The 19,951-nt window shown below is 68.5% G+C and carries 19 protein-coding genes and 1 tRNA gene; 7 read left to right on the plus strand and 13 right to left on the minus strand.

The genetic code is table 11. The annotated features are described in order from the left end of the window. Positions 1 to 20: 20 nt before the first annotated feature. From E3O46_RS11550 to E3O46_RS11570, 5 genes are all read right to left on the minus strand, one after another. On the minus strand, positions 21 to 968 hold the full coding sequence (locus E3O46_RS11550; protein ID WP_241987399.1) for a type II secretion system F family protein: 948 nt from the start codon (positions 966 to 968) through the stop codon (positions 21 to 23). Beyond that, positions 956 to 1,864, minus strand: a complete 909-nt coding sequence (locus tag E3O46_RS11555) for a type II secretion system F family protein (protein ID WP_134559450.1) — start codon at positions 1,862 to 1,864, stop codon at positions 956 to 958. Before E3O46_RS11555 ends, E3O46_RS11550 begins: the two co-directional genes overlap by 13 nt. After that, on the minus strand, positions 1,861 to 3,090 hold the full coding sequence (locus tag E3O46_RS11560; RefSeq protein ID WP_134561740.1) for a TadA family conjugal transfer-associated ATPase: 1,230 nt from the start codon (positions 3,088 to 3,090) through the stop codon (positions 1,861 to 1,863). Before E3O46_RS11560 ends, E3O46_RS11555 begins: the two co-directional genes overlap by 4 nt. Positions 3,091 to 3,180: 90 nt before the next feature. Further along, the gene (locus E3O46_RS11565; protein WP_134561753.1) at positions 3,181 to 3,945 is read right to left on the minus strand and encodes a 3-hydroxybutyrate dehydrogenase; all 765 of its coding nucleotides are present in this window, start codon (positions 3,943 to 3,945) and stop codon (positions 3,181 to 3,183) included. A gap of 2 nt (positions 3,946 to 3,947) precedes the next feature. After that, positions 3,948 to 5,351: an MFS transporter gene (locus E3O46_RS11570; RefSeq protein ID WP_134561741.1), complete on the minus strand. Its 1,404-nt coding sequence runs from the start codon at positions 5,349 to 5,351 to the stop codon at positions 3,948 to 3,950. A gap of 101 nt (positions 5,352 to 5,452) precedes the next feature. On the opposite strand from E3O46_RS11570, the gene E3O46_RS11575 reads away from it, so the two are divergent. The 4 genes from E3O46_RS11575 to E3O46_RS11590 all read left to right on the plus strand — a co-directional run bounded on the left by E3O46_RS11575 (position 5,453) and on the right by E3O46_RS11590 (position 8,089). After that, positions 5,453 to 6,418 carry a LysR family transcriptional regulator gene (locus E3O46_RS11575; RefSeq protein ID WP_134445810.1) on the plus strand — a complete coding sequence of 322 codons (966 nt, stop codon included), beginning with the start codon at positions 5,453 to 5,455 and terminating at the stop codon, positions 6,416 to 6,418. Between the two features lie 32 nt (positions 6,419 to 6,450). Further along, positions 6,451 to 6,532 (plus strand) — tRNA-Leu (locus E3O46_RS11580). A 1-nt stretch (position 6,533) separates the two neighbouring features. Then, entirely contained in the window at positions 6,534 to 7,235 is a 702-nt protein-coding gene (locus E3O46_RS11585) for a DedA family protein (RefSeq protein WP_134561742.1), read from the plus strand. 98 nt (positions 7,236 to 7,333) lie between these two features. Then, the gene (locus tag E3O46_RS11590) at positions 7,334 to 8,089 is read left to right on the plus strand and encodes a DedA family protein (protein WP_166791066.1); all 756 of its coding nucleotides are present in this window, start codon (positions 7,334 to 7,336) and stop codon (positions 8,087 to 8,089) included. A gap of 170 nt (positions 8,090 to 8,259) precedes the next feature. Here the strand turns inward: E3O46_RS11590 and E3O46_RS11595 are convergent, their stop codons facing one another. From E3O46_RS11595 to murI, 4 genes are all read right to left on the minus strand, one after another. Continuing rightward, positions 8,260 to 9,183 carry a cation diffusion facilitator family transporter gene (locus E3O46_RS11595; RefSeq protein WP_134445812.1) on the minus strand — a complete coding sequence of 308 codons (924 nt, stop codon included), beginning with the start codon at positions 9,181 to 9,183 and terminating at the stop codon, positions 8,260 to 8,262. Between the two features lie 125 nt (positions 9,184 to 9,308). Then, entirely contained in the window at positions 9,309 to 9,911 is a 603-nt protein-coding gene (gene rdgB, locus E3O46_RS11600; RefSeq protein WP_134445813.1) for an RdgB/HAM1 family non-canonical purine NTP pyrophosphatase, read from the minus strand. 3 nt (positions 9,912 to 9,914) lie between these two features. Beyond that, on the minus strand, positions 9,915 to 10,649 hold the full coding sequence (rph, locus tag E3O46_RS11605; protein ID WP_134445814.1) for a ribonuclease PH: 735 nt from the start codon (positions 10,647 to 10,649) through the stop codon (positions 9,915 to 9,917). Then, positions 10,646 to 11,560 carry a glutamate racemase gene (gene murI, locus E3O46_RS11610; RefSeq protein ID WP_134445815.1) on the minus strand — a complete coding sequence of 305 codons (915 nt, stop codon included), beginning with the start codon at positions 11,558 to 11,560 and terminating at the stop codon, positions 10,646 to 10,648. The genes rph and murI overlap by 4 nt, the downstream gene beginning before the upstream one ends. Before the next feature lie 167 nt (positions 11,561 to 11,727). On the opposite strand from murI, the gene E3O46_RS11615 reads away from it, so the two are divergent. Together E3O46_RS11615 and E3O46_RS11620 are read left to right on the plus strand one after the other, a co-directional pair. Next, positions 11,728 to 12,960 carry a beta-ketoacyl-[acyl-carrier-protein] synthase family protein gene (locus E3O46_RS11615; protein WP_134445816.1) on the plus strand — a complete coding sequence of 411 codons (1,233 nt, stop codon included), beginning with the start codon at positions 11,728 to 11,730 and terminating at the stop codon, positions 12,958 to 12,960. Between the two features lie 93 nt (positions 12,961 to 13,053). Continuing rightward, positions 13,054 to 14,382 (plus strand): nicotinate phosphoribosyltransferase, encoded by a 1,329-nt coding sequence (locus E3O46_RS11620; protein WP_134445817.1) that lies wholly within the window; start codon positions 13,054 to 13,056, stop codon positions 14,380 to 14,382. Positions 14,383 to 14,419: 37 nt separating this feature from the next. On the opposite strand, the gene E3O46_RS11625 is transcribed toward E3O46_RS11620, so the two are convergent. Genes E3O46_RS11625 through E3O46_RS19020 form a run of 4 tightly spaced genes read right to left on the minus strand, consistent with a single transcriptional unit; the run spans position 14,420 to position 18,978 of the window. Further along, positions 14,420 to 14,713 (minus strand): DUF3039 domain-containing protein, encoded by a 294-nt coding sequence (locus E3O46_RS11625; RefSeq protein ID WP_134445818.1) that lies wholly within the window; start codon positions 14,711 to 14,713, stop codon positions 14,420 to 14,422. A gap of 20 nt (positions 14,714 to 14,733) precedes the next feature. Further along, positions 14,734 to 15,216 carry a DNA alkylation repair protein gene (locus tag E3O46_RS11630; protein WP_134445819.1) on the minus strand — a complete coding sequence of 161 codons (483 nt, stop codon included), beginning with the start codon at positions 15,214 to 15,216 and terminating at the stop codon, positions 14,734 to 14,736. Between the two features lie 7 nt (positions 15,217 to 15,223). Next, positions 15,224 to 16,801: a hypothetical protein gene (locus tag E3O46_RS11635; RefSeq protein WP_134561743.1), complete on the minus strand. Its 1,578-nt coding sequence runs from the start codon at positions 16,799 to 16,801 to the stop codon at positions 15,224 to 15,226. Beyond that, the gene (locus E3O46_RS19020; protein WP_420897734.1) at positions 16,777 to 18,978 is read right to left on the minus strand and encodes an ABC transporter ATP-binding protein; all 2,202 of its coding nucleotides are present in this window, start codon (positions 18,976 to 18,978) and stop codon (positions 16,777 to 16,779) included. Before E3O46_RS19020 ends, E3O46_RS11635 begins: the two co-directional genes overlap by 25 nt. A 258-nt stretch (positions 18,979 to 19,236) precedes the next feature. Between E3O46_RS19020 and E3O46_RS11645 the strand changes: the two genes are divergently transcribed. Then, positions 19,237 to 19,929: a phosphocholine cytidylyltransferase family protein gene (locus E3O46_RS11645; RefSeq protein WP_134445821.1), complete on the plus strand. Its 693-nt coding sequence runs from the start codon at positions 19,237 to 19,239 to the stop codon at positions 19,927 to 19,929. Positions 19,930 to 19,951: the final 22 nt, after the last annotated feature.

Consider the following 19,951-nt stretch of genomic DNA (forward strand, 5'->3'; position numbering starts at 1 on the left):
TGCGGTCGAGGCCGGCACGGTCAGAAACCGGCCTGCAGGATGAAAAGGCCGGGGAAGATCGCGAACAGGATCGTCATGGGGAGGATCAGGAATACGAGCGGAACGAGCATCGCGACCTCCTTCTTCCCCGCGACCTCGAGGAGCTCGCGCTTGGTCTCCTCGCGGGCGTCCTGCGCCTGGGCGCGCAGCACCTCGGCGAGCGGGGTGCCGCGGTCGAGTGCACCGCCGACCTGGTCGACGAAGCGGGTCAGCGCCGTCAGTTGCAGGGACCTGGCGAGTGACTGGAGGGCCTCGACGAGCGGGATCCCGGAGTGCACCTCGGCGACGACGCCGGCGAATTCGCGGGACAGCTCCCCCGCGCTCGTGCGGGACACCCTGGCCAATGCATCGAGGATGCCTTCCCCGGCCGACAGGGACAGGGTGAGGAACTCGAGAATGGTCGGCAGCTCGGCACGCATCCTCGTGAGTCGGCCGTATGCGGCTCGGCGCAGGACCCCATCCCAGAGCAAGGCACCGCCGAGCCCGACGAGCACGGGGATCGCGGCAGCCGCCAGCACCGGGAGGGCGTGCAGGGCGGGGACGAACACGACCGCGACGAGGCCGGCGGCAAGGGACAGGAGTGCGCAGACGAGCTGCTGGGAGCGGAACTCGTCGAGGCTGCGCCGGGACCCCGATTGCCGGAGACGCCGTTCGACGGTGTCGGAACCGCCGAGGAGAGCCGCGAGTCCGCGTCGAAGCCGGCCGAAGACCGGCACGAACAGGGTGCCGAGCACCGGGATCGGATCGACGGTGGTGCGCCCGACGAACGCGCGGGCCTCCGGCGACACGTCCAGGATGTACGGGGCCAACCGGTCGGCCAGCCGGGGCCGGCTGAGCCGGGGGAAGACGCTCACGAGCGACCAGAGCCCGATACCGAGCACCGCGCCGAAGAACACACCCCACGCGAGCGGGGCGCTCACCGGAACCACCGGCGTTCCTCGGGCAGGCGGCCGATGAAGACCATCAGGCGGTACGCGATCACCGACACCACAAGTCCGGAGACGATCACGGCAACTCCGCTGCCGGTGTTGTATGCGACCGCTCCCTCCGGCCGGGAGGACAACAACAGGAGCACGATCCAGGGTGCGGCGACGCCGAGCCTTGCGGCGTTGACGACCCACGACTGCCGGGCTTCCACCTCCGCCCGAATCGCGGCATCCTGCCGCAGCCAGGCCGCGAGGTCACGGAGCACGAGGGTGAGGTCACTTCCCCCGACCTCCCTGGCCATCCGCAGGGTCTCCAGAATGCGGTCGGCCACCGGATCGGCAAGGCCGGCCTTGAGCCGGTCGACGGAGTAACCGAAACTCCCGGTCGCGCGGTAGTCGCGGGCGAAGTCGGCGAAGGCGGCCCTCGTCGGCACCGGCCCGGATTCGGCGAGCGTGCTGATGCTGTCGGGCAGGGCGAGGCCGGAGCGCACGCCCGAAACCAGGTGGTCGACGACGTCCGGCCAGACCGTACGGTGCGAGCGCCGCCGCTCGCGGGCCCGCCAGAGCACGATCGTCATCGGCACCAGGGTGCCGACAACGCCGGCGACAAGGGCGAGCACCCTGACTCCGATCAGCGCCTGGGCGAGGGCAGCGCAGGCCAGGCCCAACAGGAGCGAAATCGCCGTGAACGCCGGGAGCGGCAGCGAGCCGAGGCCGGCAAGGGCGAGGGACCCGCGCAAGGTCGCAGGGCCGCGCGGCTGGGGCCGTCCGCTTGCGCCGTCAGCCGGGCTCGGGGGTGAATCCTGTGCGCCCGCCGCCACCCGGCGCCGCGGCCAGAGGAACGGCGCGGCCATGAGCAGCAGGCCGGCGCCGAGGAGGCAGCCCAGCGCGAGCCTCATGCGCGGTCCGCCCGCAACACGATCGCGGGGTCGAGCCCCACCGCCCGGAACTTGGCCAGCTTGCCGGGGTGGCCGCCCGTCGGCGTGAGCCCGCCCCGGTCGGCGAGGAAGATCGGGCTCGCCTCGATCACGGTGCCGGCGAGCCGTCCGCTGACCGCGAGGATCTCCGTCACCCGCCGGCGCCCGTGCCGGTCGATCTCGCACTGCACGACGATGTCGATGCACCCGGCGACGGTCGGCAGCACGAACGCGGAATCGATGTTGCGCCCCGCGAGCAACGGCAGCGTGCAGAGCTTGGCGAGGGCGTCCCTCGCACTGTTCGCGTGGATGGAGCACATCCCCGGAAGGCCGCTGTTGAGGGCGATCAGGAGGTCGAGGCTCTCGGCCTCGCGAACCTCGCCGACGACGAGGCGGTCGGGGCGCATCCGCAATGACTCCTTGATCAGTCGCCGCAAGGTGATCTCGCCACGACCCTCGAGGCTCGGCTGCCGGCACTGCATCGACACGACGTCGCGGGCGGACAGGTCGAGTTCGAAGGTCTCCTCGACCGTCACGATCCGTTCGTTGCGCCGGGTCGCCGACAGCAGGGCGTTCAGCATCGTGGTCTTCCCGGTCTGGGTGGCTCCCGACACGAGGATGTTCTGTCCGGCGAGCACGCACATCCGCAGGAACTCCGAGGCCTGCTGGGTGAGCGAGCCGAGTCCGACGAGCTGGTTCAGGTCGCGGATGCGCCGGGTAAACTTCCGGATGTTGACCGACCACTCCCGCGTGATGTCGGGAATCACGACGTGAAGCCGCGAACCATCCGGCAGGGAGGCGTCGACGAACGGTGAACTCAGGTCGACACGACGGCCGGAGGCCTGCAGCATCCGTTCGACGAGGTCGCGCACCTCCCGTGCGGTGAGGACCATGTCGGTGAGTTCGGGTACGCCGTCCCGAGCGACGAACACCAGGGACGGTCCATTGATCCAGATCTCCTCGATCTCCGGATCGTCGAGGAGCGGCTGGAGCGCCCCGAACCCGGTCAGGGAGGCGACGACTTCCCTGGCCGCCTGATGCTCGTCGGAGATGAGCGGGTGCGCCCCGCCGAGGGCCCGCTCGCTGTAGCGCTGGAGCTCGGCGCGCACATACCGTTCGGCGAGGTTCTCGTCGGAGGCGAGGTCGACGCCGTCACGGCGCACCCGGGAGCGCACCTGCTCGGTGATGATGCGGACGGCCTCGCTCATGCGCACAGTGTGCCCGGACGGCCGGATCCCCGTTGAAGTTATCCACAGGCATCCGCCGCCCGGGCCGCACTCCGCAATGCTCCCGTCGGATCAGCGGGCCGACCAGCCGCCGTCCATGCCATAGCTCGAGCCGGTGACCATCGCCGCGTCCGTCGAGGCGAGCCAGGCCACGAGCGAACCGACCTCCGCCGGCTCGACGAGGCGCTTGACCGCGCTCTCGGTGAGCATGATCCGGCTGAGCACCTCCGCCTCCGGGATCCCGTGCACGACGGCCTGGTCGGCGATCTGCTTCTCGACCATCGGCGTGCGCACATAGCCGGGGCTGACACAGTTGCTCGTGACACCGTGGTCACCGCCCTCGAGGGCGGTCACCTTCGAGAGCCCCTCGAGCCCGTGCTTCGCCGAGACGTATGCGGCCTTGAACGGCGACGCACGGATGCCGTGCACCGAGGTGACATTGACCACCCGTCCGAAACCGCGTTTGTACATCCCAGGGAGCGCCGCCCGGATCAGCAGGAACGGGGCCTCGAGCATGAGGGCGAGGATCAGCCGGAAGTCGGCGGGGTCGAAGTCGGGGATCGGGTTGATGCGCTGGATCCCAGCGTTGTTCACGAGGATGTCCACGTCGCCGAGCACGTCCGCGAGCCGGGCGTCCGTCAGGGCCGGAGTGTCGGCGAGGTTGACGTCCCACGTCGAACCGTGAACCTCCGCGGCGAGCACCGAAGCACTCGCCGCGTCGATGTCGGCGACCGTGACGTGGGCTCCGCGGGCAGCGAGGGAGCGCACGACGGCCTCGCCGATGCCGCTCGCTCCCCCGGTGACGAGGGCGCGCCTCCCTGCGAGGGACTGTTCCACGGTCAACGCAGCGCCGGGGCCGGTTCGAGGCCGTGCCTGGCGGCATCCGCTGCGTCAACGTCGCGGAGCGAGATGCCGTTGGTCTCCTTGAGTGTCACAACGGCGACGACCGTGATCGCACACGCGATCACGAGGTAGAACGCGACCGGCAGCCAGGACTTGTACTGCTGGAGCAGCGCCGTCGCGATGATGGGCGCGAGCGAGCCGGCGAGGATCGACGTGACCTGGTAGCCGAGGGAGACGCCGGAGTAGCGCATCCGGGTCGGGAACATCTCGGCCATGATCGCCGGCTGCCCGGCGTACATGAAGGCGTGGAAGCACAGCCCGATCGTGATCGCGGCGACGATGACGACCGGGTTGAGGGTGTCGAACATCGGGAAGGCGAAGAACGCCCAGCTGGCCCCGAGAATCGCGCCGGTGAGGTAGATCGGTTTGCGGCCGAAGCGGTCGGAGAGCCTGCCGACCTGCGGGATCACGAGGAAGTGCACGACGTGGGCGATCAGCAGGGCCAGGAGCAGCTGGCTGGTGTTGTACTTGTGCACCGTGACGAGGTACACGATCGAGAAGCTCACGATCGTGTAGTAGAGGATGTTCTCGGCGAACCGCAGCCCCATCGCGCCGAGGATGCCGCGCGGGTACTTGCGGACGACCTCCATCACGCCGTAGCTGATGGCCTTCTCGGCCTCGACCTGGGCGCGGGCCTCGAGGAAGATCGGCGCTTCGCTGACATGGGTGCGGATGTAGTAGCCGATCACCACAATGATCGCGGACAGCCAGAAGGCCACCCGCCAGCCCCAGCCGAGGAATTGCTCCGCAGGCAGGATCCACGACATGGTGAGCAGCACGAGGGTCGCGAGCAGGTTGCCGACCGGGACGGCGGCCTGCGGCCAGCTCGCCCAGAAGCCGCGGGACTTGTCCGGGCTGTGCTCCGCGACGAGCAGCACGGCGCCGCCCCATTCCCCGCCGACGGCGAAGCCCTGGATGAAGCGGAGTGCAACGAGCAGCGCGGGCGCCCAGTATCCGATCGTGTTGTAGCCGGGCAGGCAGCCCATCAGGAAGGTCGCGGCCCCGACGAGGATGATCGTGACCTGCAGGGTGTGCTTGCGGCCCAGGCGATCGCCGATCTGGCCGAAGACGATGCCTCCGAGCGGCCGGGCGATGAAGCCCACCGCGTAGGTGAGGAACGCGGCGATGATCCCGTCGAGTTCGCTGCCCGCGTTCGGGAAGAAGAACTTACCGAAGACGAGGCTCGCCGCAGTCGCATAGAGGAAGAATTCGTACCATTCGACGACCGTGCCGACCATCGAGGCGGCCACGATCTTCCTGAGGCCGGAGGTCTCTTCCCGGTCGTCGCGGGATCCCGCGCCTCCGGGGCTGTCGGCAGTGATGCGTTCGTTGACGCTCATGTCTGTCTCCTTCGGTGTCTTCGCTGACACTGTCGCTGGATGCCGGGGGCGGGTCGCCGCCCTGGCTCCACCGAGTATTGCCGCCCGTCGGCTCTGCGGCCATGACCACTTCCGAACTCCGTGTGTGCATAATTGCAGATATGACCGGACCCCGCCCCACCCTGCCGCCGAACGCCGACGACCTCCTCGTGCTGCTCGCGGTCGCACGCAGCGGCCGTTTCGTGACCGCGGCGGAAAGTCTCGGCCTCAATCACACCACGGTCTCGCGCCGCATTGCAGCCCTCGAGAAGGCACTCGACGGCCGGGTGCTGTCCCGCACGGTCGGCGGCTGGGAGCTCACGGAACTCGGCTCCCGCGCGGTCAACGCCGCGGAAAACGTCGAGGCCGCCGTCTCCCTGCTCGGCGGCCCTCCCGGGCAGGCCGCTCAGCTCTCCGGCGTCGTGCGGCTCTCGGCGACGGATGGCTTCAGCGCGTACATCGCAACGCCGGCGGTCGCCGCGCTGCAGCGCCGGCATCCCGGCCTGCGGGTCGAGATCGTCACGGTGACGCGGCGCGCGCTCCAGCACCGGTCGGGACTCGATATCGAGGTCGTCGTCGGAGAGCCTCAGGTGCACCGGGCCGACGCGATCCTGCTCGGGCACTATGTCCTGGGCATGTATGCGTCGCGGGACTACCTGGCCGAGAACGGCACGCCCGTGAGCGTTGCAGAGCTCACCGAGCATCCGCTCGTCTACTTCGTCGATTCGATGCTGCTCGTCGACGACCTCGATGCCCCCAGGCGGCAGGTGCCGTCGATGCGCCCCTCGCTGAGTTCGACCAACGTGTTCGTGCACGTCGAAGCGACCAGGGCGGGAGCAGGGATCGGTTTCCTGCCGTGTTTCATGGCCGACCAGCACCCGGACCTCGTGCGCCTCCTGCCGGACAAGTTCAACGAGGAACTGCCGTACTGGATGGTGCTCCGCGCCGAGTCCCTGCACCAGCCCGCCGTCGCCGCCGTCGTCGACGCCCTCCGTGCCCGAACCGCGGCGTTCACCCACGCCCTGCAGGGCCGCGGAGGGGCAGGCTGACCAGACGATCTGGCTACACTGGAACGGCACAAGCGGGAGTGGTGAAATTGGCAGACACGCAGGATTTAGGTTCCTGTGCTTTCGAGCGTGGGGGTTCAAGTCCCCTCTCCCGCACATGATGAGCACATCGGCCCTCGACGGCCAACTGACCGATGTGCTCGCGAACACGGGCGTCATCGTGTTCTACCTGCTCGTCTGGGCCCTCGTCTTCGCCGGGACCGCGGTATTCCTCGGAGTCTTCATCCCGTTCATCACCGGGGATTCGCTCCTGTTCGGGTCCGGGCTCGTCGCGGCATCGGCGGCGAACGTGGACATCGTCGTGCTGATGATCGGAACCGGAATCGCCGCATTCCTCGGCGACCAGGTCGGATTCCTGCTCGGGAGGCATTTCGGCCGCGGCTACCTCGATCGCCGCGGTGGCCGTCGCACCCGCGCTGCCATCGTGAAGACCGAGGCCTTCTACCGCAAGTACGGCTGGTGGTCGGTCGTGATCGCCCGGTTCATGCCCTGGGCGCGCGTCTTCGTGCCCGTCATCGCAGGGGTCGGCCGGATGAACTACTACCGGTTCCTCTCCAGTAACCTCGTCGGCGCACTCGCCTGGGGCGTCGGGCTCACCCTGACGGGATACTTCGCGGCGAGCCTGCCCGGCGTGAAGAGCGCCGCGTACGCCATCGCCGGGGTCTTCATCGCGGCATCCATCTTCTTCGGAGGCCGCACCTGGCTCGCCGACCGCGCCGAGAACCGCCGGGACGCGGCCGGCGGCGGCCGACCAGACGGCCCGGCCGATACCCCGGCCGACGACCCCGCGGCCGGGTAATTCACGGGTTCCACCCTCCCTTTAGCGCTAGCCTGTAACAGACCATCCTGCTCATCACCGTGCGGTCGCCATGGCCACCACCGACTGGAGTCATCTTCGTGCTCAACACTGCTCTCAACCACGCCGGACTCATCCCGTGGCTTGACCCGGTAAACATCATCGACGGGTTCGGTCCATGGGCCCTGCTCGGAGTGTGCGCGATCATCTTCGCCGAAACCGGCCTTCTCGTCGGCTTCCTGCTGCCCGGCGACACCCTCCTCGTCATCACCGGCCTCCTCACCTTCGCGGGCGTCATCCACATCAACATCTGGTGGGTCGCCCTCGCCATCGGCTTCGCGGCGTTCCTCGGCGGCGAGGTCGGCTACCTGATCGGTCACAAGCTCGGCCCGCGCGTCTTCGAACGCAAGGAATCCGGACTGTTCAGCGTCGAGAACGTGCAGCGCACCAACGGTTTCTTCGAACGCTTCGGCGGCTTCGCCGTGATCATCGCACGCTTCGTGCCGATCGTGCGCACGTTCGCACCCGTCGCCGCGGGCGTCGGCCACATGAATTACCGCAAGTATTCCCTGTACAACCTCGTCGGCGCCATGATCTGGGGCGCCGGCCTCACCTTCGGGGGGTACTTCCTGGGGTACATCCCGCCGGTCGCCGACTTCGTCACGCACTACATCGACCTGATCCTGATCGCGGCCGTGCTCGGCACGCTCATCCCCACCGCGTTCCACTACGTGCAGTCCTCGCGCAAGGCGAAGAAGGCCAAGGCGCTCGCCGCGGCCGCGCCGGCGACGACCGACACCGGCAGCCTCGTCCTCGACGCGGATGTCTTCACCGGCCACCCCAAGCACGACGACTAACACTCCCCATCGCGGACTCCAGCGCGCGCTGCGTTCCGAATTCAGGAGCTGAGCCCGGCTGAACCGCTTCAGGAGTGCGTTGATCCCGGTTCCGGGCCTCAACTCCTGAATTCGGAACAGGCGCGGACGTCATTGAGGCGCGCGCGGGGAGTGGAAGCGGGAGGTCGGGGTCAGCGGTGCGGGAAGTCCTCGTGATCGGCATGCTCGGCCGGCTCGAGCTGGAACGTGGAGTGCTCGACATCGAAGTGGGTGCTGAGGCACTCCGAGAGGGCGTCGAGCAGCGCCCCTGAGCCGCCGGACTGCAGTACGGCGGGTTCGACGACGACGTGCGCACTGAACACGTGCGCGCCGGACGTGATCGCCCAGACGTGCACGTCGTGCACCGCTGCGACCCCCGGCGTTTCGATGAGGTGCCTGCGGATCTCTGCGACGTCGGTGTCGACGGGCACCGATTCGCTGAGCACCCGTACGACGTCTCTGAGCAGGGTGAAGCTGCGGGGCACGATCATGGCCGCGATCAGCAGGGACGCAATCGAGTCCGCCTGCTCGAAACCGGTGGTGAGGATGACCCCGGCCGCGACGATGACCGCGACGGAGCCGAGAGTGTCTCCGAGTACCTCGAGGTAGGCGCCACGCATGTTGATCGAGGAGCCGGCAGCAGGGCGCAGCAGGAGCAGCGCGCCGATGTTCGCGACGAGGCCGATCACGGCGACCCAGAGCATCGGTCCGGCCTGAACGTGGCCCTCGCCCGGCCCGAGCAGCCGGGAAACCGCGCCGATCACGACGGACACGGCGACGCCGAGCAGGATCAGCCCATTGATGAGCGCGCCGAACACTTCGGCGCGCTGGTAGCCGAACGTCTGCCGGTCCGTCGCCGGCCGGGCGGCCACGACGGTGGCGATGAGGGCGATGATCAGGCCGGCAAGGTCCGAGAACATGTGCCCGGCATCCGCGAGCAGGGCAAGCGACCCGGTCAGCCAGGCCCCCGCGACCTCGACGAGGAGCACGAGGGCGACGATCCCGATCGCGAAGGACAACCGGGTGCGATTGGTGGCGGATGCCTGCCCGTGCCCGTGCGCGTGATCGTGGCCCATGCCTCCACGCTAGGCGGTGCCGGGGCGCGTCGCCAGTTCAGCGCCCAGTTGGGAATGAGAGCCGTTATCAGGGCTTGAGCGGCGCCTCCGCCGGTATCGAGACCGGTGCCGGTGCCGGTGCCGGATCAGCCGAGCAGCTCCCGCAGTACGGGGACGAGCCCGTCGAAGGCGCGCGCCCGGTGGCTGTCGCGATTCTTGACGGATGCCGTCAGCTCCGCCGCCGAGATCGCATAACCGTCCGGGAGAAAGATCGGGTCGTACCCGAAGCCGCCGGCCCCCGCGGCCTCGGTCAGGATCCGGCCGGGCCACTCCCCCGTCACGACCCGTTCGGTGCCGTCCGGCAGCGCCAGGGCAGCGACGCAGGTGAAATGCGCGGTGCGGTGTTCCTCCGGCACGTCCCCGAGCTGCCAGAGCAGCAGGCGCAGGTTCTCGCCGGAATCTCTGGCCGGGCCCGACCAGCGTGCGGAGAAGATGCCCGGCGCGCCGCCGAGGATGTCGACGCAGATACCCGAGTCGTCCGCGATGGCGGGCAGGCCGGTGTGTGCCGCGGCTGCACGAGCCTTGATGAGGGCGTTCTCGGCGAAGGTCGTTCCGTCTTCGACGGGTTCAGGGCCGTCGTACGCGAGCACGTCGACCCCCGGGAGCTGCGGCGCGAGAATGCGGCGCAACTCGTCGACCTTGTGCGCGTTGTGGGTGGCCAGTACGAGCCGCATGGTGTCAGCGCCCATCCGTCAGCGCCCGAGGGCGGCGTTCTGCAGTTCGGTCAGGGTGACGGTCCCTGCGAGGGCGAGGTCGAGCAGTGAGTTCAGCTCCGCACGATCGAAGGGGGCGCCCTCCGCCGTGCCCTGCACCTCGACGAAGGAGCCCCGGCCGGTGACGACGACGTTCATGTCTGTCTCGGCACTCGAGTCCTCGGTATATGCGAGGTCGAGCATGGGAACGCCTTTGATGATGCCGACGGAAATCGCGGCGACGCTGTCGGTGAGGGGCTGCGCCTTCTGGCCGATGAACTTCTGCTGCCGACCCCACTCGAGCGCGTCGAAGAGTGCGACGTAGGCTCCGGTGATCGCGGCGGTACGGGTGCCGCCGTCGGCCTGAAGCACATCGCAGTCGATCACGATGGTGTTCTCGCCGAGCGCCTTCATATCGACGACCGCTCGGAGGCTGCGGCCGACAAGACGGCTGATCTCGTGCGTTCGGCCGCCGATCTTGCCCTTGACCGCCTCGCGGGCCATCCGCTCGTTCGTGGAACGCGGGAGCATCGCGTATTCCGCGGTGACCCAGCCCTTGCCCTTGCCGCTCATCCAGCGCGGGACACCGTTGGTGAACGACGCGGTGCAGAGCACCTTCGTGCGTCCGCAGGAGATGAGCGCGGACCCTTCGGCCTGGTCGCTCCAGCCGCGTTCGATCGTGACCGGCCTTAGTTCGTCGATGGCCCGTCCGTCTGCGCGCACGATGTCGGTCATGAGGTCTCCTTGGTGTGCCGGGCATCCCTCGGGTGGAGGAGGGACGCTGCGTGGTTGTGCTCGGAATTAGGGTGGGTTGCTGCGAACTCGACGAGCTCGCTGAGACTGAAGACACCGGTCTCGACCAGGTCGACGGTCGAGACCTCCGGGCCGGCCAGGCGATGGGCGAGGTCGAGGAAGTCATCGGCGCTGTTGCCCGTCGCCTCGTAGCGGTAACTCGGAGGTGCCTTCTCGGTGCGGGCGAGGCCCTGCCCGACGAGGATCCGGTAGACGTCGTTGGCGGTTTCGGTGTCGCTCGAGACGATCGACACGGCGTCGCCCATCACGTACGAGATCGCGCCGCGCAGGAACGGGTAGTGCGTGCAGCCCAGCACGAGGGTGTCGATGTCCGCAGCGCGCAGGGGGGCGAGGTATTCCTCGGCGACGGCGAGCACCTCGTCGCCGGTCGTGACCCCGGCTTCGACGAATTCGACGAATCGGGGGCAGGCCCTGGTGAAAAGCCTGATGTTCGTCGCTGCCGCGAAGGCGTCCTCGTATGCCCGTGAATTCACGGTGCCGATCGTGCCGATCACACCGACCCTGTTGTTGCGGGTCGTGCCGACCGCGCGTCGCACGGCGGGCTGGATGACCTCGACCACCGGGACGCTGTAACGCTCCCGCGCATCTCGGAGCACAGCGGCCGACGCGGTGTTGCAGGCAATTACCAGCATCTTCACGTCCTGGGCCACGAGGTCGTCGAGAACCTTGAGTGCGAAGCCGCGGACGTCGGCGATCTTCTTCGGCCCGTACGGCGAATTGGCCGTGTCTCCGATGTACAGAATCGACTCGTTGGGCAGCTGGTCCTTGATCGCCCGAGCGACGGTCAAACCGCCGACGCCAGAATCGAAAATTCCTATGGGTGCATCCGTCACGACAATCGAGCTTAGTCGGCCCGGCTGACCGAGGCTCCGAGGCCGTGCGGGCGCCCGCGTGTACCACGCCGGGAATATGGCCGTAACTACACTCGAAAGAGGGTTCCCGCCAACCGACGGTCGCCGCGCAGGACGGCGTCAGATTCGCCGCCGAGGAGATGATCGTCATGATTGACCGAGTCGTAATCACCGGGTTGGGCGCTCTCACGCCCCTGGGTAACACCTGGCGGGAGACCTGGTCCGGCCTCACGAACGGTCGCAGCGGCGTCGCACGCATCACCCAGTTCGACCCCTCCGGATTGCCCACCCGCATCGCGGGCGAGGTCAAGAACTTCATCGCCTCAGAGCGGATGCCGTTCAAGCAGGCCAAGCGCGCCACACGCGCATCACAACTCGCCATCGCCGCGGCACGCGAAGCCGTCCAGGACGCCGGGTTCGGCGAATCCATGGAAGGCATCGACACCGCCGTCGTCGTCAACAGCGCCGTCTCGGGATATGCAGAGATCCAGGAGGCGACGGAACTCGTCAACTCGGGCGGCTCACGCCGGATCCCGCCGCGCTTCGTACCCTCCTCCCTGCTCAACATGGCCGCATGCGAGGTCGCGATCGACCTCGGCGTGCACGGCCCGGTCAACGCGAGCGCGCTCGCCTGTGCGAGCGGCGCATACGCCCTCCTCGAGGCACGCACGATGCTGATGATGGGCGACGCGGACGTCGTCATCGCCGGTGGCGTCGAAGCGGCGATCACCCCGGTGATGTTCGCCGGCCTCAATGCGATGCACGCGGCATCCACCCACAACGACTCGCCCGCCGAGGCAAGCCGCCCCTTCGACGCCGACCGGAGCGGACTCGTCTTCGGCGAGGGCGCCGTCATCTTCGTGATGGAACTCCTCTCCCACGCCAGGGCACGCGGAGCGAAGGTCTACGCCGAGGTGCTCGGCGGGGCGCTCACGAGCGACGGCTTCAGCATCGTCGCCCCTGACCCCACCGGACAGTACGCGAGCGCCGCGATGACGAAGGCGCTCACGAAGGCGAAGCTCAACCCGAGCGACATCGACGTGATCTGCGCGCACGGCACCTCGACGCAGGCCAACGACCGCGCCGAGACCTCCGCGATCCGGCGGGCGCTCGGGCACGCCGCCGACCGCATCGCCGTCACGGCGCCCAAGTCGATGACCGGACACATGATCGGTGCGGCCGGGGCGCTGTCCGGACTGCTCTGTGCGCTGAGCATCAAGACGGGCATCATCCCCCCGACGATCAACTACACGACGCCGGACCCCGACTGCACGCTCGACTACGTGCCGCTCGTGGCCCGTGAGCGGCCCGTGCGCTACGCCCTCGCGAACGCCTTCGGCTTCGGCGGCCAGAACTGCATCGTCGCGTTCGGCGCGCTGTAGGGAAAGTATGACCAGGCGCGGCCGGGGCAGGCTGGGAACGCCGGCCGCGGCCCGTCCGCTGGGGCAACCCCGCCGGAGGAATAGGCTGGCCGGGTGACTGAATCCTCCGCGTTCCGCACCGACCGATACGAGCTCACCATGGTGGACGCCGCCATCCAGAGCGGCACCGCAGACCGGGAGTGCCTCTTCGAGGCGTTCGCCCGGCGGCTGCCGGATGGGCGCCGCTACGGCATCGTCGCGGGCACGGGGCGCCTGCTCGAGCTCATCCGGGACTTCCGATTCACGGATGCCGAGCTCACCTGGCTGCGCGACAACCACGTCGTGCGCACGCCCACCCTCGACTGGCTCGCCGACTACGCCTTCCGCGGCAATATCTGGGGCTACCAGGAGGGCGAGGCGTACTTCCCCGGCTCTCCCCTGTTCTCCGTCGAGGGCAGCTTCGCCGACGCCGTCGTGCTCGAAACCCTGGTGTTGAGCGTGCTCAACTACGACAGCGCCGTCGCTAGCGCGGCCGCGCGCATGGTCTCGGTGAGCCTCGGCCGGCCGATCGCCGAGATGGGCTCGCGCCGCACGAGCGAGTACGCCGCCGTCGCCGCCGCCCGCGCGGCGTACATCGCCGGGTTCGCGTCCACGAGCAATCTCGAGGCCGGGCGCAGCTGGGGCATCCCCACGATGGGTACGGCGGCCCATTCCTTCACGCTCCTGCACGACAGCGAAGCGGATGCCTTCGAAGCCCAGGTGGCGGCGTTCGGCTCCTCGACGACCCTACTCGTCGACACCTACAACATCCAGGCCGGAATCGACAGGGCCGTCGCGGTCGCCGGGACAGGGCTCGGTTCGATCCGGATCGACTCAGGGGACCTCCCGACCGTCGTCGCCGGCGCGCGCGCCCAGCTCGACTCGCTCGGCGCGGTCAACACCCACATCACGGTGACAAGCGACCTCGACGAGTATTCGATCGCCGCACTGTCGGCGTCTCCCGTCGACGCGTTCGGCGTCGGCACCTCCCTCGTCACGGGTTCTGGTGCCCCCGCCGCCGGGATGGTCTACAAGCTCGTCGCGCACCGGAACGACGCCGGCGAGTGGGTGTCTGTCGCGAAGACATCCGCGGCCAAGGTCTCGGTCGGGGGCCTCAAGCGGGCCGTTCGACGTCTCGACGCGAGCGGAACGGCCCGCGCCGAGGTCGTCCTGCTCGGCGGCGACCCCGCAGACACGACGGAGCCCGCGGAGGAATCCGGGCGGGACCGGGTACTGCTCGTCCCGCTCGTCACAGACGGCGTGATCGACGAAAGCCACCTCGGGGCGGCCGGCACGGAACGCGCGAGACTGCACCATGCCTCTGTGATGCGTGAGCTGCCGATCGAGGCTTTCCGCCTCGGCCGCGGGGAGCCCGTCATCCCGACGATCTACGAGCAGGGGTAGACAGGTACGGGTAGACCGGAAGGGGTCTGCGGAACCGCTACTTCTTCATCGTGTCGTAGATCTCTTTACAGGTCGGGCAGATCGGGAACTTCTCCGGGTCGCGACCGGGAATCCACATCTTCCCGCACAGTGCCTTGACCGGCTTGCCGGAGATGGCGCTCTCGAGGATCTTGTCTTTGGGTACGTAGTGGGAGAACCGCTCGTGGTCGCCCGGTTCGATCTGCTCGGTGTTGAGCAGTTCCTCGAGCTCGCGGTCGAGCGTGGACGTACCGCCGCCCGGCTGGCCGGGGTTGCCCGGTTCGGCGATACTGGCGCGAATGATTCTGATCATGGGTCCTAGTCTAGGCAGCGTCAGGCTTCCCTCACGAGGGCGGCGGTGCGGCGGAGCCACGGGTCCTGGTCGCGCGCCCAGCGCTCGATGGCGGCATCCGCCCTGGTGCGAGGGAGTCCGGAGAGCCGTCCGACGAGGGGGCGGGTGACATCGCGGGCGAGCGGATCCGCGAGCGCGGCCAGCCGGGCGTCGCGGAGGAAGCCTTCGATCCGGGTGAGATCGGTGTTGGTCAGCAGTGCGACGTTCGACTGCAGCAGGACGACGGCGGCGAACCGGCGCTCGAAGACGGGAACGTCCCACAGCTCTGTGCTGAGCGCCGTGACCTCGTCATGCGTCAGCCCCGGGTACCGCCGGGCAGCGTCCCGGATCGTGCCCCGGATCGCCCCGATCGTCGCCCCGTAGAAGTCCAGGTCGCTTCCGAGTCTGGTCTTCTCCGCCTGGGCCCGGTATTCGTCCCCCTCGTTGCGCAGGGTGGTATCGACGAACTCGCAGGCGGCGCTCACCGACGGGTCAGGCGCGCAGCGCCGAGGCGAGCATCTCGGGTCCGCGGGCGTCGAACGTGCGGCCCCCGAGCCAGATGCCGCCCCAGAGGGTGAGCAGGCCGACGACGACACCACTCGCGAGGGACGGCAGCAGCCAGACCGGATCGACGAAGAGGCCGAGGACCGCGAACCCGATCGCCGGGAGCGAGAGGATGACCGATCCGACGAGGGTCACGGACTGGATCAGCGCTGCCGCGGTGTCGGAGGCTTGCGGCTGCGTGAACGGGCTGTCGCCTGGCTTGGATGCCGGGTAGGGGAAGCGCGCCGAGCTGTAGCTCGAGAAACCGAGTCCGGTCAGCAGGATGCAGGTGCTCACGCCGAGCACGGCGGGGAACGCGCCCCAGTCGCCGTACACGGCGACGCTGATGCACGAGCCGATGCCGATCAGTGGGATTCCGACCAGGAACGCGGGAACGAGACGGCCCATCCGGTCGGCCATGCCCCGGGTGCCGGAGACGACGTGCAGCCAGATCGCGGTGTGGTCGAACGCGACGTCGTTGTGAAGCGCCCAGCCGAGGAAGATGCACATCAGCGGCACCGGCAGGAGCGCGAGGGCCTGGACCGGAACCCCGGCGAACGCGAGCGGGAGAACGACGAGCACCGGGATCACCGGGATCATCACGAGGGACATGCCGTAGCGGGGGTCCCTGCGCCAGTAGGTCAGGCTTCGTGCGGCGATGGCGCCCGCGGCATTGTTCGGCAGGCGGTCGAACCAGCCGAGGCCGCCGTACTCCTTGGCGACGGCTTCCCTGCCGGGTGAGACGAGCATCCGGCTCACGAGCGCTTGCCAGGCGACCCAGAGGACGAGCAGGAATGCCGCGGCCTCGAGCAGCTTGAGGAGTGCAGCACCCCAGTCCCCACCTGCCGCGTCGCCGGGCGCCGACCAGGCCGCCCCGAGCGGAGTCCAGCCGAGGATACTGCTGAGGCCGCCGATGAAGCCCGTGCCGTAGAGACTCCAGTCGAGGTTGACCACGAGCACGGTGACGGGAGCGAACATGACGAGCAGGAGAACGCCGACGATTCCGGCGATCTCCCGCGCGCGGCGAGTGGCCAGCAGGAACGAAGCAATGGACGTACTGACCCGGGAGCCGAGCATGCAGGTGGCAAGGAGGAGCGCCGCGGACAGGACGGCGAACACGGTCTCACCGGGTCCGCGCGACCAGGTCACGATGGTGCCGAGCAGCACGATCGTGAGCACGATTGCGGGGACGCCGATCAGTGCGGACACGGCAAGCCCCAGCGACAGTTGCCGGTTGGGGATGCCCATGACCGCGAACTTGCGGGGGTCCATGCTGTCGTCGATGCCCGTCATGAGCGGAATCAGCAGGAAGCCGAGCACGACGAGCGAGCCGGCGACCACGATGCCGTCACGGATCGAACCGACGCCGTCGTCGACGAAGCGCAGGCCGACAAGCAGGGCGAAGATCCCGGCCGCGACCGCGAGCCCATAGAGCAGTCCGATCACGATGCCGACGACCTGCCAGGGGCTCCGCCGGAAGAGATTGCCGAAGAGCCGGAGCTTCAGTCCGAGAAACTGTGCAACCATTCCATCCCCTCCGCCACTTTTCGCCCTCCGGCGAGTTCGATGAACCGTTCTTCGAGGGTCTGCCCGCCACGCACCTCGTCGACAGTGCCGGCCGCGAGGACCTTGCCGTTGACGATGATCGCGACGTGATCGCAGACCCGCTGGATCAGGTCCATGCTGTGGCTCGAGAGGACGACGGTGCCGCCACTTGCAACGTACTTCTGCAGGATCTCGGTCACGTTGACCGCCGAGACCGGGTCGACGGATTCGAACGGTTCGTCGAGAACGAGCAGGCGCGGCGAGTGGATCATCGCGCAGGCCAGGGCGATCTTCTTGGTCATGCCCGCCGAGTAATCGGCGACCAGTCGGTTGAGTGCGTCCTCGAGTCCGAACGCAACGGCGAGGTCGGCGGATCGTTTCCGGACGGTCGCCCCGTCGAGCCCGCGGAGCACGCCGGCGTAGTAGAGCAGCTGGGCGCCGGTCAGGCGGTCGAAGAGACGCAGTCGGTCCGGCAGCACCCCGATGACGCGCTTCGCGGCGATCGGGTCGCTCCAGACGTCGATGCCGTGGACCTCGATCGAACCGTCGTCCGGACGGAGGAGGCCGGTGACCATGGAGAGGGTCGTGGTCTTGCCCGCACCGTTCGGGCCGACGATGCCGTAGAAGGAGCCGGTGCGGACCTCGAGGTTGATTCCGGAGACGGCGAGCGTGCTTCCGAAGGACTTACGCAGGGCCGTGACAGAGAGGACGACAGGGGCGGGTGCGGTACGGGCACCGGGAGCGATGGCGAGGTTCGCGGCAGCCGGCTCGGCAGGCTCGACCTCTGGCTCTGGCTCCGGTTCCGGTTCGGGTTCCGGCTCGGGTTCTGGTTCCGGTTCCGGTTCCGGTTCGGACACGAGCTCCGGCACGGGCGGGGCCTGCGGCTCCACCGAGTGCACGGTTTCGGGCTCGGTTTCTGTCTCGGGCACGAGTTCGGTTTCCGACTCGGTGACGGGCTCAGTTTCGGGCTCACTGGGGAGATCGGTGACGGGCTCCGCGTCAGGCTCGGTTGCGGGCTCGGTGACGGTCGCCGGCTCGTCGAGAGTCGAGGACCCTGCCGCCTTCGCGACGATCGGCACGGGTGCTGCGGCGACGACGGGCCCGGGGTCGGGCTCCGGAGCGTCGATCGGCTCAGGGACAGCGACGAGTCCCGGTTCCGGAACGGATGGGGCAATCGGCTCACCAGCACGAACCGGTGCCGGTACCGGCATGACCTTGGTCGCGGGCGGAGGTGTCGGGTCCGGACGGACCGTCGACACCTCGTCGTCCTTCGGCTGCGTGGCTGCCGGCGTGGTGGACTTGTTCTCGACGGGGGGCAGGTGCAGGCCGAGGACGGCCGTGGCGACCCAGTCTCTGGAGGTCCCGACTCCCGGGCGGATGCGTGGGGGCTTGGGAACGGCGGGAGGCGCTGAGACAACGGATGGCACGACGATCGGCACGACGCCGGGTACGGGAAGCCAGCCGCCGCGTGCGGGCGCGTCCGGCGGCATGGGGCCGAGTGAACGCTTGGCGAGGGCCTCGGTGCGGGCCTGCGCCTGGGCGCGGGCAAGCGCCTCCGGGTCGGGACGCGGTTTGATCGCGGCCAGAGCCAGGGCATCGGCCTGCGCCTTCGCGCGTGCGGCGGCATCCGCCTGGGCGCGCGCCTCGGCCGCCTCGTACTCGCGAGCCTGGGCAGCTGCGTACTCTTCGGCTTCGGCACGGGCACGAGCCTCCGCCTCCGCCTCGGCCTGCGCCTGGGCGAGGGCTTCCGCGGCGGCAAGGGCCTCCGCACGGACGACGGCAGCCTTCGCGGCACGCGACTTCGCCGCGCTCGCCCTCGCGGCGCGTTGACGAGCGGCCGTCTCGGCCTTTTCTGCGGTCGTGCGGGTCTTGGCCGCGGCTCCTGCCGCAGGGGCGACATGGGTCGGGGACGGCTCGGCCGGATCAGCGGGTTTCTGGGGAGCCGCGGCAACCTTGCGAACCGGGCTGGCGCGGGGCTTCTGGGTTCGGGCGACGGGGGTTCGGGCTGCCGGAGTTCGGGGTGAAGCGGTGCGCGCCGAGGTTGCGCGGTCGGGCGTCGTCTTGGCCGGACGCGCCGGAATGGCTGCGTCGTTCGACGGGGCCGAATCGGACGCGGGCACAGTTGTGGTCGGCTCGTTGGGCTCGGAGTTGGGAGGCACGTGAGTCACCTCGCCAACCCTACCAACGACCCTCCGACAAGACTGGATGGCGGGCGCGAATCCCGCCGAAAACGCGCTCGACCCGGCCCGTTCACCGGGGCCGATTCCACGCGGCGGCACCCGAAAGGGGCACTTCGGGTAGACTGACCCTTTCATGTTGGTGTGTCTGAACGGAAAAGACGAGGTGAACCACAGGCAAACTGGCTCGACATTTTTCGAACCGGGCGCAGGTAGCCCGACACTGTTAAGGAGACAAATATGGCCACCCAGGTAGTCATTTTGGCAGCGGGAATGGGCAGCAGACTGGGTCGTTCACTGCCCAAGCCGCTCACGGAACTCAGCGACGGCCGGTCGATCATGCGTCAGCAGTTCGACAACATCGAGCACGCATTCGGATCCCTGGCCCGCGTCACCATCGTCGTCGGTTACAAGCTCGAGCACATCATCGAGGCGTTCCCCCAGGCATCCTTCGTCTACAACGAGGAATATGACCAGACCAACACGTCCAAGAGCCTCCTGCGCGCCCTGCAGGCCTCCGGCGCGGGCGGGGTGCTCTGGATGAACGGCGACGTCGTCTTCGATCCCGCCGTCCTCGATCGGGCGCACGCCATGGTCGAACGCGACCAGTCTTTCGTGACGGTCAACACCTCACAGGTGTCCGAAGAAGAGGTCAAGTACACGACCGACGACGAGGGATACATCAGGGAACTCTCCAAGACCGTGACCGGTGGACTCGGAGAGGCCGTTGGCATCAACTTCATCTCCAGTGCGCACAAGGCGATCCTGGTGCGCCATCTCGCCAGGGTGAACGACCAGGACTACTTCGAGCGCGGCATCGAACTCGCGATCGAGAAGAACGGCCTGCTGATCGAACCCCTCGACATCTCCGACTTCTACGCTGTCGAGGTCGATTTCGCCGAAGACCTCGAGCGCGCGAACCTGTTCGTCTGATTCGCATTCACCCTGATTTTGT

Source organism: Cryobacterium glucosi (assembly GCF_004402235.1).
Taxonomy (GTDB): Bacteria; Actinomycetota; Actinomycetes; order Actinomycetales; family Microbacteriaceae; genus Cryobacterium; species Cryobacterium glucosi.